The sequence below is a fragment of the Kaistella gelatinilytica genome, from assembly GCF_015679325.1.
Lineage (GTDB): Bacteria > Bacteroidota > Bacteroidia > Flavobacteriales > Weeksellaceae > Kaistella > Kaistella gelatinilytica.
Genome location: NZ_JADPVI010000001.1, coordinates 227,173 through 243,374, shown reverse-complemented (window position 1 = coordinate 243,374; position 16,202 = coordinate 227,173). Strand labels below are relative to the sequence as shown.

At 36.0% G+C, this 16,202-nt stretch carries 14 protein-coding genes; 9 read left to right on the top strand and 5 right to left on the bottom strand.

Annotated elements, in window-relative coordinates:
- Window positions 1–4: 4 nt before the first annotated feature.
- From IV494_RS00975 to IV494_RS00955, 5 genes are all read left to right on the top strand, one after another.
- A complete protein-coding gene (locus IV494_RS00975; protein ID WP_196078306.1) occupies window positions 5–1,300 on the top strand; it encodes a TolC family protein in 1,296 nt (431 codons plus the stop codon).
- Between the two features lie 105 nt (window positions 1,301–1,405).
- Complete coding sequence (locus IV494_RS00970) at window positions 1,406–2,485, top strand: efflux RND transporter periplasmic adaptor subunit (protein WP_196078305.1); 1,080 nt, start codon at window positions 1,406–1,408, stop codon at window positions 2,483–2,485.
- Between the two features lie 94 nt (window positions 2,486–2,579).
- Complete coding sequence (locus IV494_RS00965) at window positions 2,580–5,825, top strand: efflux RND transporter permease subunit (protein ID WP_196078304.1); 3,246 nt, start codon at window positions 2,580–2,582, stop codon at window positions 5,823–5,825.
- Between the two features lie 57 nt (window positions 5,826–5,882).
- Window positions 5,883–6,188 carry a hypothetical protein gene (locus IV494_RS00960; RefSeq protein WP_196078303.1) on the top strand — a complete coding sequence of 102 codons (306 nt, stop codon included), beginning with the start codon at window positions 5,883–5,885 and terminating at the stop codon, window positions 6,186–6,188.
- A gap of 25 nt (window positions 6,189–6,213) precedes the next feature.
- A complete protein-coding gene (locus tag IV494_RS00955) occupies window positions 6,214–6,420 on the top strand; it encodes a YgaP family membrane protein (protein WP_196078302.1) in 207 nt (68 codons plus the stop codon).
- A 261-nt stretch (window positions 6,421–6,681) separates the two neighbouring features.
- Here IV494_RS00955 and IV494_RS00950 read toward each other — a convergent pair whose 3' ends face one another.
- On the bottom strand, window positions 6,682–7,275 hold the full coding sequence (locus tag IV494_RS00950; protein WP_196078301.1) for a hypothetical protein: 594 nt from the start codon (window positions 7,273–7,275) through the stop codon (window positions 6,682–6,684).
- Between the two features lie 205 nt (window positions 7,276–7,480).
- Between IV494_RS00950 and pnuC the strand changes: the two genes are divergently transcribed.
- From pnuC to IV494_RS00930, 4 genes are all read left to right on the top strand, one after another.
- The gene (pnuC, locus tag IV494_RS00945) at window positions 7,481–8,152 is read left to right on the top strand and encodes a nicotinamide riboside transporter PnuC (protein WP_196078300.1); all 672 of its coding nucleotides are present in this window, start codon (window positions 7,481–7,483) and stop codon (window positions 8,150–8,152) included.
- An 87-nt stretch (window positions 8,153–8,239) separates the two neighbouring features.
- Complete coding sequence (gene dapF, locus IV494_RS00940; protein ID WP_196078299.1) at window positions 8,240–9,016, top strand: diaminopimelate epimerase; 777 nt, start codon at window positions 8,240–8,242, stop codon at window positions 9,014–9,016.
- A gap of 19 nt (window positions 9,017–9,035) precedes the next feature.
- Window positions 9,036–10,073: an endolytic transglycosylase MltG gene (mltG, locus tag IV494_RS00935; protein ID WP_196078298.1), complete on the top strand. Its 1,038-nt coding sequence runs from the start codon at window positions 9,036–9,038 to the stop codon at window positions 10,071–10,073.
- Window positions 10,074–10,199: 126 nt separating this feature from the next.
- Window positions 10,200–12,791, top strand: a complete 2,592-nt coding sequence (locus IV494_RS00930; protein WP_196078297.1) for a TonB-dependent receptor — start codon at window positions 10,200–10,202, stop codon at window positions 12,789–12,791.
- Between the two features lie 84 nt (window positions 12,792–12,875).
- Here IV494_RS00930 and galE read toward each other — a convergent pair whose 3' ends face one another.
- The 4 genes from galE to IV494_RS00910 form a co-directional block, all read right to left on the bottom strand.
- Window positions 12,876–13,892, bottom strand: a complete 1,017-nt coding sequence (gene galE / locus IV494_RS00925; RefSeq protein ID WP_196078296.1) for a UDP-glucose 4-epimerase GalE — start codon at window positions 13,890–13,892, stop codon at window positions 12,876–12,878.
- Window positions 13,893–13,927: 35 nt separating this feature from the next.
- Window positions 13,928–14,218 carry a type II toxin-antitoxin system RelE/ParE family toxin gene (locus IV494_RS00920; RefSeq protein WP_196078295.1) on the bottom strand — a complete coding sequence of 97 codons (291 nt, stop codon included), beginning with the start codon at window positions 14,216–14,218 and terminating at the stop codon, window positions 13,928–13,930.
- A complete protein-coding gene (locus tag IV494_RS00915; protein WP_196078294.1) occupies window positions 14,196–14,459 on the bottom strand; it encodes a hypothetical protein in 264 nt (87 codons plus the stop codon). Before IV494_RS00915 ends, IV494_RS00920 begins: the two co-directional genes overlap by 23 nt.
- A 550-nt stretch (window positions 14,460–15,009) precedes the next feature.
- Complete coding sequence (locus IV494_RS00910; RefSeq protein ID WP_196078293.1) at window positions 15,010–16,137, bottom strand: DegT/DnrJ/EryC1/StrS family aminotransferase; 1,128 nt, start codon at window positions 16,135–16,137, stop codon at window positions 15,010–15,012.
- Between the last annotated feature and the right edge of the window lie 65 nt (window positions 16,138–16,202).

Sequence of the window (16,202 nt, the reverse complement as noted above, 5' to 3'; positions counted from 1 at the left end):
AGACATGAAGAAAGTATTATTCCTACTATTTATATCAACACAAATTTTCGCGCAGGATACCATTCAAATTTCTAAAAAAGATTTAGAATCCAGAATTGAAGGTCAAAACCTTTCCTTGAAATTGGCGAATGATGAAGTAAATTCTGCACAAGCCGGTTTGTTGCAAACTCGCGCAATGTATTTGCCCAACGTAACCGCTTCTTACACAGGAACTGCGACTAACAGTCCGTTGATGGCTTTCGGAACAAAACTCAACCAATCCAGAATTACGATGATGGATTTCGATCCAACTCAATTAAATAATCCCGATAATATTTTCAATTTCGCTACGAAATTAGAAGTGCAGCAACCCATTTTTAATAAAGATGCGGTTTATCAGAAAAAAGCGGGAGAAGTAAAAGTGGACGTTTTGAAAATAAAAGCAGAACGTACCAAAGAATATCTTCAGTTTGATTTGAATAAAGCCTATCTCCAATTGCAAATGGCGTATAAAGTGGTGAAAGTTTTAGAAGAAGCAAAAAACACAACATTGGCCAACAAAAAAGTCATCGATAATTATTACAAAAACGGAATGATTCAGAAATCTGAAGTGTTGTATATGAATGTTAGAGTTTCTGAAATTGAAAGTCAGATTCAATATGCGAAATCTAATGTGAGAAATGCTTCGGATTATGTTTATTTTTTATTGAATGAAGATTCGGAAAATAAAGTTTTCAAGCCGATGGATGAGTTTTCTTATCAGGAAAATATTTTGGAGCAAAATCCAAAACTCAATGAAAACAGAAAAGATTTGCAGGCGTATGAAAAATCTTTGGAAGCCTACGATTTTATGATGAAATCAGCCGATGCGAAGTTTTTACCAAAATTAAATGCCTTTGGAAGTTTTGAATTAAATGACAATAAAGTTTATAAATTCAATGGCAATGGTTATTTACTCGGATTGCAATTATCCTGGAATGTCTTCGATGGTTACAAAGCCAAAAGCGAAAAAGAAGTTTACAAAGCAGATCTCTCAAAAGCACAAACTGAAATTCAGCAATATCAAAAACAAAATCAGTTAGAACTCAACAAATCGTATCGTCAGGTTTTAGATGCGGACAACAAAGTTTCTTTAACCAAATTATCCTGGGATCAAAGTGCAGAAGCCTACAGAATCCGAAAAAACAGATACGATAAAGGTTTAGATAAATCTTCTGATTTGCTTTCCGCAGAAACTCAAATGTCCCAAAAAGAACTGGAATATCAACAGGCGATTTTCGAATATAATTCGGCGCTGGAATACTTTAAATTTTTAAAATAATTAGACAAGAGATTATTAGATATGAGACAAGAGACATCTTTCAAATCTCAAATCTCAAATCTTAAATCTTCAAATCTCAAATCTCAAATCTCAAAATAAATCAACATGAAAATATTAGTTTACTCCGTCCTACTTTTAGGATTAACCATGAGCAGTTGCTCGGCAGACGGGAAGGATGCAGCACTAAAGCAGACGCCAATTCAAGTAACCGTAAATCAGTCCGGAAATAATTCTGAAGGGGCTTATGCAAGCGCAAGTGGAAAATTAGTCGCGAAAAACACCGTGAATGTAAGTACCAGAATGATGGGTTACATCACGGGAATGAAAGCCGAAGTTGGACAAAACGTGAGTGCGGGACAATTATTGGTAAGCATCAATTCCACAGATATTCAGGCAAAAGGTGGACAAGCCAATGCGCAAATTTCTCAAGCACAGGCAAGTTATCATATAGCTAAAAAAGATTACGAGCGTTTCTCGAATTTATATAAAAATCAAAGTGCTTCTCAAAAAGAACTTGATGATATGAGAGCGCGCTACGAAATGGCTCAAGCCGGTTTACAAGCCGCACAAGCCATGAAAAGTGAAGTGAATTCTCAATATCGCTACACGAATATTACCGCACCAATTTCCGGAGTAATCACGGCTAAATTTGCAGAACAAGGAGATATGGCAAGTCCGGGAATGCCTCTGTTAACCATCGAATCTCCATCTGCTTTGCAAGCGCAAGTTTTGGTTTCGGAGCAAAACATTACCCAAATCACTCAAGGAATGCCGGTGAAAATTACTTTGAAATCAACAAACCAAGAAGTTGGCGGAACCGTAGCAGAAATAAGCAAATCATCGACAAATACTGGTGGACAATATATGGTGAAAGTTAATGTTTCGGGAAGTCAAAATTTATTGCCGGGGATGTTTGTGAACATCCAGTTTCCTTTTAAAAATTCTGGGAAAGTGAATCAGGATTTTCAGGAAGGCGTGATGATTCCGAAATCTGCTTTGGTCGAAAAAGGCCAGTTGACGGGAGTTTATACCATCAGTTCAAATAATACGGCAGTGCTTCGTTGGGTGAAAGTAGGAAAAGATTTTGGCGATCAAGTCGAAGTTTTATCTGGACTTACAGCAAAAGAACCTTACATCGTTTCGGCGCAAGGAAAACTTTATAACGGAGCAAAAGTAACTAAATAATGTAACAATAAAATAATGTAACAGTCTACCAATCAATTCAAATAAAATTTGTTACACTGGTAAATTGATTCATTGTTAAATTAAACTAATAATTATGCAACAAGGAATAGCAGGACGTATTGCCGAAGTCTTCATCAATTCAAAACTATCAATTCTGTTGATGGTCGCGTTGATGGCGATTGGGATGTACAGTTCGACATTAATACCGAGAGAAGAGGAACCACAGATTATTGTACCAATGGCCGACGTAATGGTTGGTTATCCCGGCGCAAATCCTACGGAAGTAGAAAATCGCGTGGTGAAACCTTTGGAAAAAATAATCTCCAACATCAAAGGTGTAGAGCACGTTCACAGTATGGCGATGAACGGCAAAGCCATGATTATCGTGCAGTTTTACGTGGGTGAAGATACCGAACGTTCTTACGTGAAACTCTACGATGAGATGATGAAAAACAAAAACATCTTTCCAAAAGGAGTTTACGAACCCTTAATTAAAACCCGTTCCATCGATGATGTTCCGATGCTGGGATTGACGCTTTGGAGTGAAAAATACAGCGATTTTCAGTTAAGACAAATGACCGAAGAACTTGCTTCAGAAGTCAAAAAAATTAAAGATGTTTCCCTAACGAACGTGATTGGCGGAAGAAGCCGACAGTTGCAAGTGGTAGTTGACAAAGATAAAATGGCAGAATCCAATGTTGATGCGTTGGGAATTATGCAAATGATTCAGGCCAATAATGGCAGTTCACAATCTGGAAGTTTTGCGAGCAACGATCAGGAATATTTGGTAACAACTGGTGAGTTTTTAAATTCTGCTGAAGATGTTGGAAACCTGGTCATTGGAACTTCTCAAAATATGCCGGTTTATCTAAAACAAGTTGCAAAAATTGAAGATGGACCTTCCTCCACAAAGAATTATGTGAATTTCGGTTACGGAAACGCGACTGAAAAAGGCAAGAGTTTTTTATCAGAATATCCTGCGGTAACCCTTTCTATTTCTAAAGTAAAAGGTGCCGATGCGATGCATATTTCTGCAGAGATTTTGGATCAGGTGGAAACTTTAAAGAAAACTTTAATTCCCGATGATGTCCATGTTGAAGTAACCCGAAATTACGGGGAAACGGCTTCTCACAAAGTATCTGAATTAATGAGCCACTTGGGAATTGCGATTGTCGCAGTGACGCTTTTGGTGATGCTCGCAATGGGTTGGAGAGGCGGTTTAGTCGTGTTCTTCTCAGTTCCCTTAACCTTTGCATTAACGCTTTTCGCGTATTATATGTTGGGTTATACGCTGAACAGGATTACGCTTTTCGCCCTAGTTTTCGTTGTGGGAATCGTCGTTGATGACAGTATTATTATCGCGGAAAATATGCACCGGCATTTCCACATGAAGAAATTACCGTTTAAGCAAGCCGCAATTTTCGCCATTAATGAAGTTGGAAATCCAACGATTTTAGCAACATTTACAGTGATTGCAGCGATTTTACCCATGGCATTTGTATCTGGAATGATGGGACCTTATATGTCGCCGATGCCGATTGGCGCTTCGATTGCGATGTTACTTTCCCTTTTTGTGGCTTTAACGATTACGCCTTATTTAGGTTTCCATTTATTAAAAGTAAAAGACAGTGAGGAACATAAAGAAGAGCAAGGTTTAGAAACCGGATTCATCTATAAAATATACAAAAAGATTGAGCAACCTTTGCTTGATAACAAAAAGAAAAGATGGACCATGCTCGGAATTACGGGTGTTTTGTTGATGATTTCCATGTTTGCTTTTGCGGCAAAATGGGTGGCGGTGAAAATGCTTCCTTTTGATAATAAAAATGAAGTTCAAGTAGTCATCGATTTACCAGAAGGGACGACTTTAGAAAGAACTGCTGCAGTTACGCAAGACATTGCTCAATATTTGAAAACCGTTCCAGAAGTGGTGAATTATCAATCTTATATTGGGTCGGCGTCGCCAATTACGTTTAATGGATTGGTTCGTCATTACGATATGCGCGGAAGTAGCAATACTGCAGATATTCAGGTGAATCTTTTACATAAAGAAGATCGCGATTTACAAAGTCATGATGTGGCAAAAGTGATTCGTCCAGAGATTCACAAGATTGCGAAAAAATATGGAGCGAATGTAAAAATCGTAGAAGTTCCACCTGGACCGCCAGTTTTATCAACCATTGTTGCCGAAGTTTACGGACCAGATTATGACGAGCAAGTTCGAATTGCAGATGAAGTTCAGAAAATCCTCATCAATACCGATGATGTTGTTGATGTAGATTGGATGGTAGAATCGCCACAAACTGAATTTAAAATCGTAGCCGATAAAGAAAAAGCAATGTTGAACGGTGTCGCACCTCAACAAATTGTTGGAAATCTTACTTATCTAATTAGCGAACATTCTGTCGGAAATTTATTTGACCCTAAATCAAATGACGCGATTGATATTGTAATGAAATTAAATGATGGCGACAAAACCAGCATTTCCGACATAACGGACTTAAAAGTGAAAGGTCAGGCAGGAATGGTTCCGGTAAGTGATATTGTAAAAGTTCAGCGCGAAACTTTGGAAAAATCAATTTACAGAAAAGACCAAAAACGCGTGGTTTATATTCTTGCAGATATGGCAGGAGGATTAGAAAGTCCGGCGTATGCAATTCTCGGAATGGATGAAAAATTGAAAAACATCAAACTTCCAGCGGGATATTCCTTGAACGAATTGTACATGAATGCGCCAAAAGACGAATCTGATTATACTGTGAAATGGGATGGAGAATGGCAAATTACTTTGGAAGTTTTCCGGGATTTGGGTGTTGCATTTTTAGTGGTAATTCTCATTATTTATATGTTGATCGTAGGTTGGTTCCAAAACTTTAAAACCCCAATTATGATGATGATCCCTATTCCACTTTCGCTGGTTGGGATTGTACTCGGACACTGGTTATTAGGCGCTTTCTTTACGGCAACTTCCTTTATCGGAATGATTGCTTTAGCAGGAATTATGGTGAGAAATTCGATTCTTTTGATTGACTTTATTGAAATTCGTTTGAAAGAAGGAGCGCCAATAAAACGCGCAATCATTGAAGCAGGAGCAGTGAGAACGACACCGATTTTATTAACAACCGGAGCAGTGGTAATTGGCGCAATCGTGATTTTATTCGACCCGATTTTCCAGGGATTGGCAATCTCATTGGTATTTGGAGCGATCGTTTCTACGCTTTTGACTTTGATTGTTATTCCATTGATTTATTATATGTCTGAAAAGAAAAAATGGCTTCACAACGAACCTGCAGTTATCGAAGCAGAATCCGTTTCCATTGAAGGAGATCTTCAGGATTAATTAACCTATTTCTCTGTCGGATAATATTTCGACAGAGAATTTTCAAAACATCAAATTATGAAATTATTACTCATCACCGCGATCAAGGAATTTGAAAGTGAAATCAAAAATATTTTGGTAAAATCAGGAGTAAAATCTTTTACTTACAGTACTGTAAAAGGTTTTAAAAATGACGCTCAAAGCAACGTCGTCGATAATTGGTTTGCTTCTTCATATGCAGAAACAGACTCTCTATTATTTACGGTTTTTGTACCTGAGGAAAATACGCCTTTAATTCTTAAAAAAATTGAAGAGTTCAATTTAGGACAAGAAACATTATCCAAAGTTCACATTGCTTTGATCGCTTTGGAACAGCAATTTTGAAAATATAAATATTAAAATAAATAAAATGAAAACTAGAATAATACACGCTTTCGCCGGAACCATGATTTTGACAAGTATCCTTTTATCAATTTACGTGAGCCAAAATTGGTTGTGGTTAACTGGATTTGTAGGTATTAATTTACTGCAATCATCGATGACGAATTGGTGTTTGCTAGATAAAATTTTAACGAAAACTGGAGTGAGTAATGAGGGAGAATCTTGTGGAGTTTAAGCTTTATGTATACAATGATCATTTACCATTTGCGGTTGTTTGCCCATAATTATACGTTCCCGGCCTCATCCAATACGTTGACAACGAGTAATTATACGTCAACCAACGTATAATTATACGTCGCAAACACCAAATTATACGTTCGTAACCACATATTACACGTCGACCAACGTATAATTATGGGTTCGGAACCTCATCGGAGCAGGAAAAGTCCTAAAATGTTTTCTTTCTGTTAGAATTCGGCTTTAAACCAAAGGGAGTTTATTGACCCCACTTTCCACCACCTACGAAAAATCCTAAGGAAACTCCAAAATAAGAATTTGCCGTAGTTCCTACCTTTTCACCTGCCGTGTTCTGTAGATCTGATTCTGGAACAAAATTATATTCTGCGCCCATTCTGAATTTATGCCATTCAAATCCCGCTCTTGCCATTCCCGCAAATTTTCCTGCAATGTCTAACGACACTCCGTTTGAATTGGAATTATTATCAATCACAACGCTCGCGAAGGAATAATATCCGGCTCCGGCCCCGACAAATGGAACGAATGAGCCGCCGGAATTATTGAAATAATAATCGTAAGTCGCCAGATAAGAGGTATTTGCAGAAACTTTAGCGCTTTCGTAATTCGTCGAACCCTGAATGTCTCGAACCATTCCTGCGATTCCCATTCGCAAACCTATATTCATATTATCTTTCAGATTATATTTGGGCTCTATTGCGCTCAAGGCTCCGACTCCTCCCGCGGTAGGAATGGCGACCCCGAAATCTAAACCGACTCTGAATTTACCTTCTTCCTGCGAATAAACGTTTGCAAATGTTAAGAATGCGATCATCATTAAGAAATTTTTAGTCATATCTATTTATTTTTAACAAATATATATTAAAATTTAAGAGAAAAATTAAAACCTCGTTTCCTCATTAAGCATAAAAATTGAAATGTCTAAGTTGTAAACACTACCACGAATTGGTCGACTTAGAGATGAAAAATCGATTGCTTTATACAATTTCTCTACTAAAGAACGACCTCTTTTATTTCACAGAATTACTATCTTTGAGCTCATGAATTTCCACGATCTTTTTCTGAAGCCTTACGAATCTTACCAAACTTATCAAATTTTTCTGGAAGCAATTGCCACCATTTTCGGTTTGCTAAGCGTTTTCTTTTCGATCAAAAAGAACATCTGGGTTTATCCCACAGGAATTATTTCTACTGTACTTTACGTTTATATCCTTTATAAATTCGGACTTCTTGGCGACATGATGATCAATTTTTACTACAGCGTGATGAGTGTTTATGGCTGGATCTTATGGTCAAAAAGTTCGAAAGATCATATTCACGTAGAAGTTTCCTGGGCGACCAAAAAAGAATGGCTTTTCTCCGGAATATTATTTTTTATAAGTCTAATTTTAGTCACCATCGTTTATTATTACAAACCTTTTATCGACAATCAATTTTCAATGACCAACGTAAAGCTTGGATTATATCATCTGGATTGGGCAAACTGGTTGGATGTTTTTACCACTGCGATTTTCCTTGTCGGAATGTGGTTAATGGCGAAACGTAAAATTGAAAACTGGATCTTTTGGATCGTGGGTGATTTAATTTGCGTACCAATGATGATTTACAAAGGTTTAGGCATCACATCGATTCAATATTTTATCTTCACGATTATGGCAATTATTGGATACATCGAATGGCGAAAAGACCATCAAACCTATCACAGCAAGTGATTTAAACGATAAGGTTCATTATGCGGTGATAAAGTTTTCAGTATCTTTGCACTCCCAAAAATATCCGGGTAAAAACCGCCAAGTTTTATGCAAAATACCATAGAATTTTTTAAGTATCAAGGAACGGGAAACGATTTCGTAATGATCGATAACCGTGATCTGCAATTCCCAAAAGAGAAAGAGATCATAGAAAAACTCTGCGACCGCCGATTCGGAATTGGTGGTGACGGCCTGATTCTACTGGAAAATGATTCGACCTCTGATTTCAAAATGGTTTACTACAATTCCGATGGGAACGAGAGTACAATGTGCGGAAATGGTGGAAGATGTCTTGTTGCTTTTGCCCATTTTCTTGATGTTTTTGAAGATCAAACAACCTTTACCGCAATCGACGGTTTACACGAAGCGGAAATCCACAACGGCATCATTAAATTAAAAATGATCGATGTTGGCGTTATTAAAAACGTTGAAAACGGTTTTGAACTCAATACCGGTTCCCCGCATTATGTGACTTTTGTGGAAATGTTAAAGAATTATAAAGTTTTCGAAAACGGTAACAATATTAGAAATTCTTCGTCTTATTGCGAAGAAGGAATCAATGTGAATTTTGTGGAAGAACTCTCGGAAAACGAAATTTTCATCAGAACTTACGAAAGAGGAGTTGAAGATGAAACTTTCAGTTGTGGAACCGGAGCAACCGCTTCGGCCCTGGTTTTTCTAAAAGATAAAAATCAAACTTCTGTCAATGTAAAAGTTTTGGGTGGAAATCTGAAAGTTTACGCAGAACAGGACGGAGAAAGCTTCAGAAACATTTGGTTAGAAGGTCCCGCAAAACAGGTTTTTAAAGGTAAAATTAATTTATAGCATATTTCAGATCATATTAATGAAAAAATCTTCGGGTATAGTTTTGGTCATTGTCTTTCTACTTTTTGCAGTCGGAAGTTTTTTTGGATACCGATATTACAAAAAGTATTATGGCAATAATGTGGAAAAAGAAGGCTATGTCTTAATTCCTCATTCCGCCAATTTCAATTCGATCCTGGATTCGATTGCGCCGTATATCAAAAATAAGGAAACATTTGCAGAGGTCGCAAAAAGCAAAAACCTTACTCAATTTTTTAATGCCGGTCGATACCACATAAAATCTGGAACCAATAACACCGATCTGGTCAACATGATCAAAGCTGGTAACCAAACCGGAAATACGTTCCGAATTGGTGATTTTTTCTCTGTTTATCAGATGATAGGAAAAGTTGCTAAAAAAACAGAGTTAGACTCTTTGAAATTTGCCACCGATCTAAATAAAATTGCAGCCGATAAAGGTCTTACCAACGCCGAAGATCTGAAAAAATATTTCTTCATCGATTCCTACAACTTCTTCTGGACGGTAACTCCAAAAGATTTCTTTAAAAAATTTGAAGGAGAATATAACAATTTCTGGACTGCCGAAAGAAAAGCGAAGGAGCAAAATTCCGGTTTAAGCCGTGATCAGATCTATGCTTTGGCATCTTTAGTTTACAAAGAAACCGGTGGAAAACCTGACGAAATGAAGACCGTTGCAGGTTTGTATCTGAACCGATATAGAAAAGGCATGAAATTGCAAAGCGATCCAACTGTAATTTACGCAGTGAGTAAAGCCAATAATTTTCAGGGAGAAACATTGAAAAGAGTTTTCTTCAAACATTTGCGCGAACCGTCTCCCTACAATACTTATTACACGGCAGGAATTCCGCCCGGACCAATTTGTATGGTTGATAAAAACTCGGTTGATGCCGTTTTAAACGCGCAGAAAAGTGACTTTATTTATATGTGCGCTGATCCGAAAAGATTTGGTTTTCACAAATTCACAGCGAATGCAGCCGAACATGAAGTTAACGCAAAAGAATATCAGCAATGGCTGAACTCTAAAAATATCAGATAATTGTAAAATTTAAAAAGCGAATATCAGAAAATTCTGAGGACTTTTTTTGGAATTACGTAATTATCAAACAAACATTTAATTTAACTTTTGTTAAAAATAACAATCAGTATAGTTTAAACTAAGAATATGACGAACAGAATTGAGATCTCATCAATTATCAGGAAAAGAACTTTGGCACTAACTTTCGTTTTGGGAGCGGCAAGTTTAGCCTTTGCTCAACAGAAAGTAAATGTTACGGGAAAAATTGTAAACAAGCAAAATAACGCAGTTCCTTATGCTTCTGTAACCTTTAGCAATAAAGCCAACAAACTTTTTAGTGATGCGACTTTAACAGACGACAAAGGCGCTTATCAACTGCCTTTAACTCCGGGAAATTATGATATAACCGTTGAAGCGATCGACTTTAAAAAGACAACTTTAAACAAACAAATTTCCGAAGCTGCAAACCTCGGTAATTTTACCATAGAAGCTGAAAGTTCAGTTACCGGCACGAAAACTTCAGATATTCAAGGTGTTGTAATTACAGGTCAAGCGGTGAAAGCTTATCGCGTAGAAATTGACAAAAAAGTGTACGATCCGTCTTTGGATATTGTAGCAAAAGGCGGAAATCTGCAGGATGTTTTAGCGAATGTTCCTTCCGTAGATGTAGATACAGATGGAACTGTTTCTATGCGTGGAAATACCAATGTAAAATTTTTGATCAACGGAAAACCTTCCTCTATGCTTGGAATTGATGATGGTGCAAATGCGCTGCAATCTATTCCGGCTGATCAAATTGAAAGAATTGAGGTAATTACCAATCCATCTTCTAAATATGAAGCAAGTGGAACAGCAGGAATTCTAAATATTATCCTCAAGAAATCTAAGAAAGTAGGTTTCAACGGAAGTGTTGAAGGAACTTTGGGCTATTTACCAACTACCAGATTAAACACCAATTTAAGCTGGAAAAAAGGTTCTTTAACTTATTACATCAATGGTGGTGGTGGTTACAACAGAAGTAATTCTACCAATAACTCTGAATTTAATTCATTTTTAAATCCACAAAATCTAACAGACGGTTTTTCCATGAAATCTATTCAGGATGGAACCAATAAAAGTGAAAACCAAAACTACAATGTGACGACCGGAATTCTTTTAGATGTTACTGATAAGTCGACTTTGAACGCTTCTGTAATGTTCAGAAATTTCAATAATCAATCGACGGGAGAAACCAACTATTTCGATAATGTTATTGTGAAAGACAGAACAGCAGCTGGTTATCCTAATGTTCCGTTTACTTTAAAAGATCAGTTCACAAACCGATTGAATGAAGGCACGAATAAAAATAATTCTTTTCAGGCAGATTTAGGTTTTGACCAAAAAATTGGCGACAAAGGACAGTTGCTTTCTTTGGCTACAAGTTATCAGAATAGTAAAAGCGACGGAAATTCAGTAACGACAGAAAACGGATTCGACAATCTTTTAGATGTTCCGACCTTGACTCTAAATAATATCCTGACGCAATCTGATAACACCAAAATTTTAGGAAAAGGAGATTACGAATTGCCAATTGGTGAAGCTTCTAAATTTGAAGCAGGTGTAAGGTTTGACGGAAATGAAAACAGGTACAATTACTATGTCGATGAAAGTAAAAATAATGGTCCAGCAAGTATTTTACCTGATTTCACGAGCGACACTTCTTACAAAGAAAATGTTCTTGCAGGTTACGCACAATTCAAAAGCAAGATCAAAAGTTTTGGTTATCAATTGGGTTTAAGAGCTGAAAATACAGACATCAGTGTCAATTTTAAAAAAATGAATGATGCGACTCAGACCAGCGTTGATAAAAATTATTTGAAATTTTTCCCAAGTGTATTTTTAAGTTATGATCTGAATAAAAACAATCAGTTATTGCTGAATTATTCCAGAAGAATTAACAGACCCCGTTCATTTTTCCTTATCCCGTTCATGTCCTATAACAACAACAGAAACCTCTTCAGCGGAAACCCTGATTTGAACCCAACCTATGAAAACTCTTTTGAATTAGGATATAATTTAACGAAGAGCAAAGTTACTTTTAACCCAACTTTGTATTATAAAAAATCGGAAGACGAAGTTAATTTTTACCAATATTCTGGTTTAAATGGAGACGGAAACACGGTGATCTACACCATGCCTGTAAATGCAGGAAGTGAAACACAATATGGTTTAGATATTAATGCAACTTACGACCCTTTCAAATGGTGGAAAATCATGGGAAGTGCAGATTTATACGGTTACAAAAACGAAGGTAGTTTCAATCTTTTCCCAAACAATCCTTTAACTGATAGAGATTTTTCTGGAAATGGATTTTCTACAAGATTACGTTTGACCAATACGTTTAAACCTACTAAAACTACAAGTTTTCAGATACAAGGATTTTACCGAGGTGCAGAAAATACAGTTTCTAACCAAAGAAAACCAATGTATGCTGTAAATTTAGGAGCAAGCCAGACAATTTGGAAAGGAAACGGAACGATCGCTTTTAATATTCAGGATATTTTCAATACTCGGGCAAGAGAAAATACAGTAACCAATTCAAGTTATTCTCAGTACAGTTATCAGCAATGGCAACCGCGACAAATGAGTATTTCTTTGAGTTACCGATTTAAGCAAGGTGATAAAGTAGAGCAGCAAAAACGTAAAAAAGATATCAACAGCAATTCCAGCGGTGATGACGAACAAGGTCCACCAATGTAGATTGATGATTGTTGCAAATACAAAAAATCCTGAAAATTAATTTTTCAGGATTTTTTTATTTTTTAAACTTAAGATTATCGGATTCTATTTTCTGCTTTCCAGATATTTCTGCCATTCCCAGGTTGTTCTTAAAGCTTCTTTCAGAGAAGTATCGGCTTTCCAACCCAGTTCTCTTTCGGCTTTATCTGCATTTGCATAGGCAACCGTAATATCGCCGGCTCTTCTTTCACAGATCTGATAGGGAACTTTTACATCGTTAGCAATTTCGAACGCTTCAACCACTTCTAAAACGGAGGAACCTTTTCCTGTCCCAAGATTGTAAACATCAATCAAAGTTTCGGAAGTTTCCTTCATCAATTTTTGCAATGCTTTCACATGTGCTTTTGCAAGATCAACAACATAAATATAATCGCGAACTGCAGTTCCATCTTCCGTCGGATAATCATTTCCCCAGATCGATAATTTCTCTCTAATTCCGGAAGCGGTTTGAGTCACATAAGGAACTAAATTATTTGGAACACCAATTGGCAATTCCCCCAATAAAGCAGTGGGATGCGAACCAATAGGATTAAAATAACGCAGCAAAGAGACTTTCTTTTGATAAGCTGTTGCAAAATCTTTCAGAATTTCCTCGCCCATTTGCTTGGTCTTTCCGTAAGAAGATTCCGGCATTTTCAGAGGTGTATTTTCGTCGATGGGCTGTTTATCTGCTTGTCCGTAAACTGTGCAGGAAGAACTGAAAATAAAGTTCGAAATATTTCTTGCTTTAAATTCCTGCAACACATTGATCAGAGAAAAGAGATTGTTTTCATAGTAATCCAAAGGTTTTTCCTGGCTCTCTCCTACTGCTTTGTAAGCGGCAAAATGAATACAGCCATCGATTTCATAAGCATCGAAAACCTGGGAAAGCAGTTCTTTTCTTTTTAAATCAAATGGAAAGAAAACGGGTCTTTTACCAGCGATTTTTTCAATATTATTGCGAATAAATTTTTCAGAATTAGACGTATCATCAACAATGATGACTTGAAAATTATTTTGTAAAAGTTCTACAACCGTGTGAGAACCGATATAACCGAGTCCGCCGGTAACGAGTATTGTCATGTATTTTTAATTGGTGATTTAATTAGATTTTGTATTTATTCTAAAATTTTATCAGGATTTTGGTGTGTACTGAAAATCCTTAGAATAATAATCATTTCTTTTTCAACTTGGTAAATCATTTTGAAACTCCATTTTGTAACAAAACGAATATTTTCCCTATCATACAAAGGTTCTTTGGGAAATTTGTAAGGCATATTCGACAGTGATTCGGAGAGTTTTACCAACTTTTCTAAAACCATTTCAGCATTTTTTGGACTTTGCAATTTAATAAATGAAACAGCATTTTTCAGATCTGATAAAGCCCTATCTTCCCAAACTACTTTCATTCTTAACAATTTTCCTAACATTGTCAGTAGTATGAAATTTAGCAGTTCCATTTTTTATATCCTTTTGCTGCTCATCCATTTCAGAAATAAATTGATCTTTTGTAATAGATTTACCTTCAACAGTATAGTAGATGACATCATCATCTTCTTTAAGTAAATTTTTTATTTTCTCTAAAAGTGGTAAATCGTTCAAAGATAAAATCCTTTGTGCTAAATTTATTTTTAAGGTTTCGGTATTCATAATGTAAATTTAATGATAACTTTTAAAACTTACTAATCATCTATCTTTCAACTTTTCTTCTGTCCAATTTCATTAATTTCGTCTGAATAAATTTTATGCATATTTTCGATTCTATATTTATTAATTACTACTAAAATAAATACATTAATTAAAAAAATTATAAACCAGCCAACTAAAAACTTAAACTGAATTTCATTGAATATAAATGATTTATATATTATTGAAATTATTAAAATACAAAATGCAATTATTCCAAAATTTAAAGCTTTTATCGCAGATGATCTGAATTTAATCAGCAGAAAAAATGAAACTGTAAAAGACAGAAATGAAATAAAATTTAAAGGAAAATAAATCAAATCATCTTTAAGAAGACCAATTTCAGTAACGGTATTAATTTTTAAAACCACAATGTATCCAAAAAGGCAAGACGTCAAAAAAGAGAAGACAATCGCCAAATAATAAACGAATTTAAATTTAAACAATTGCATTTCTTTTTTTATTATACTTAATAACTTCTCAAAGATTTTAACTTTGACAAAGTGGCTGTAAACTATTTATTCATAAACTCCAAAACCGAATCGGTAATATATTTCAGCTGCTCCTCATCCAATTCTGTATGCATCGGCAAAGAAATAACTTGCTCCAACAATTTGTCGGTATTTACAAAATCGGCATCATTGCTTTCCTGGAAATAGGCCTTCTGTTTTCTTAATGCCACAGGATAATAAATCATTGCAGGTACTTCTTTTTCCGTCAAAAACTTCTGAAGTTCATTTCTTTTTCCATTCAAAATTCTCAACGTATATTGATGAAAAACGTGCGTAGAATACTTAGCTCTTTTCGGTGTTAAGATATTTGGATTTCCGGCAAATGCTTCGTCGTAATAATCTGCAGCTTTTCTTCTTGCGTCATTATAACCATCTAAAAGTGGAAGCTTTTTTCTTAAAATCGTAGCCTGAAGACTGTCTAAACGGGAGTTAACGCCAACTTCATCGTGGTAATATCTTTCGTACATTCCGTGATTTACGATACCGCGAATCTTATGCGCAAGCTCGTCATCATTCGTAAAAATTGCACCACCATCACCGTAGCAACCTAAATTTTTAGAAGGAAAAAAAGAAGTCGTACCCAAAATTCCCATTGTTCCCGATTTTTTCGTTGTCCCATCTGCGAAAATAATATCAGACCCAATTGCTTGTGCACTGTCTTCTATCACGTACAAATTGTGTTCTTTCGCTACTTTTAAGATTTCCTCCATATTTGCACACTGACCAAAAATATGAACCGGAATGATCACTTTTGTCTTCGGCGTTATGGCAGCTTTCAATTTATCGATATCAATGGTAAATGTATCGTAATCTACATCGACCAAAACTGATTTTAATTTTAATAAATGAACAACTTCTACGGTGGCGACAAAAGTAAAATCTGCCGTGATCACCTCATCACCTTCTTGTAGATCAAGCGCCATTAACGCAATTTGCAAAGCATCAGTTCCATTTGCGCAGGGAATTACGTGTTTTACGTCTAAGTACTGCTCCAATTCTGCCTGAAAAGATTTCACTTCAGGTCCATTAATAAAGGCAGCCGAATCGATCACGTTTAAAACTGCATTATCGACGTCGGCTTTTATCTTGTAGTATTGACTTTGAAGGTCAACCATCTGAATTTTTTTCATATGAAAATTTTATTGGATTTTATTGGTCATATGCAATCGCCTATCTTCACTAGTGTTTCTTTACA

Coding starts and splice junctions, on each gene's coding strand:
- IV494_RS00975 (WP_196078306.1), top strand. CDS start 5: ATGAAGAAAGTATTATTCCTACTATTTATATCAACACAAATTTTCGCG.
- IV494_RS00970 (WP_196078305.1), top strand. CDS start 1,406: ATGAAAATATTAGTTTACTCCGTCCTACTTTTAGGATTAACCATGAGC.
- IV494_RS00965 (WP_196078304.1), top strand. CDS start 2,580: ATGCAACAAGGAATAGCAGGACGTATTGCCGAAGTCTTCATCAATTCA.
- IV494_RS00960 (WP_196078303.1), top strand. CDS start 5,883: ATGAAATTATTACTCATCACCGCGATCAAGGAATTTGAAAGTGAAATC.
- IV494_RS00955 (WP_196078302.1), top strand. CDS start 6,214: ATGAAAACTAGAATAATACACGCTTTCGCCGGAACCATGATTTTGACA.
- IV494_RS00950 (WP_196078301.1), bottom strand. CDS start 7,275: ATGACTAAAAATTTCTTAATGATGATCGCATTCTTAACATTTGCAAAC.
- pnuC (WP_196078300.1), top strand. CDS start 7,481: ATGAATTTCCACGATCTTTTTCTGAAGCCTTACGAATCTTACCAAACT.
- dapF (WP_196078299.1), top strand. CDS start 8,240: ATGCAAAATACCATAGAATTTTTTAAGTATCAAGGAACGGGAAACGAT.
- mltG (WP_196078298.1), top strand. CDS start 9,036: ATGAAAAAATCTTCGGGTATAGTTTTGGTCATTGTCTTTCTACTTTTT.
- IV494_RS00930 (WP_196078297.1), top strand. CDS start 10,200: ATGACGAACAGAATTGAGATCTCATCAATTATCAGGAAAAGAACTTTG.
- galE (WP_196078296.1), bottom strand. CDS start 13,892: ATGACAATACTCGTTACCGGCGGACTCGGTTATATCGGTTCTCACACG.
- IV494_RS00920 (WP_196078295.1), bottom strand. CDS start 14,218: ATGAAAGTAGTTTGGGAAGATAGGGCTTTATCAGATCTGAAAAATGCT.
- IV494_RS00915 (WP_196078294.1), bottom strand. CDS start 14,459: ATGAATACCGAAACCTTAAAAATAAATTTAGCACAAAGGATTTTATCT.
- IV494_RS00910 (WP_196078293.1), bottom strand. CDS start 16,137: ATGAAAAAAATTCAGATGGTTGACCTTCAAAGTCAATACTACAAGATA.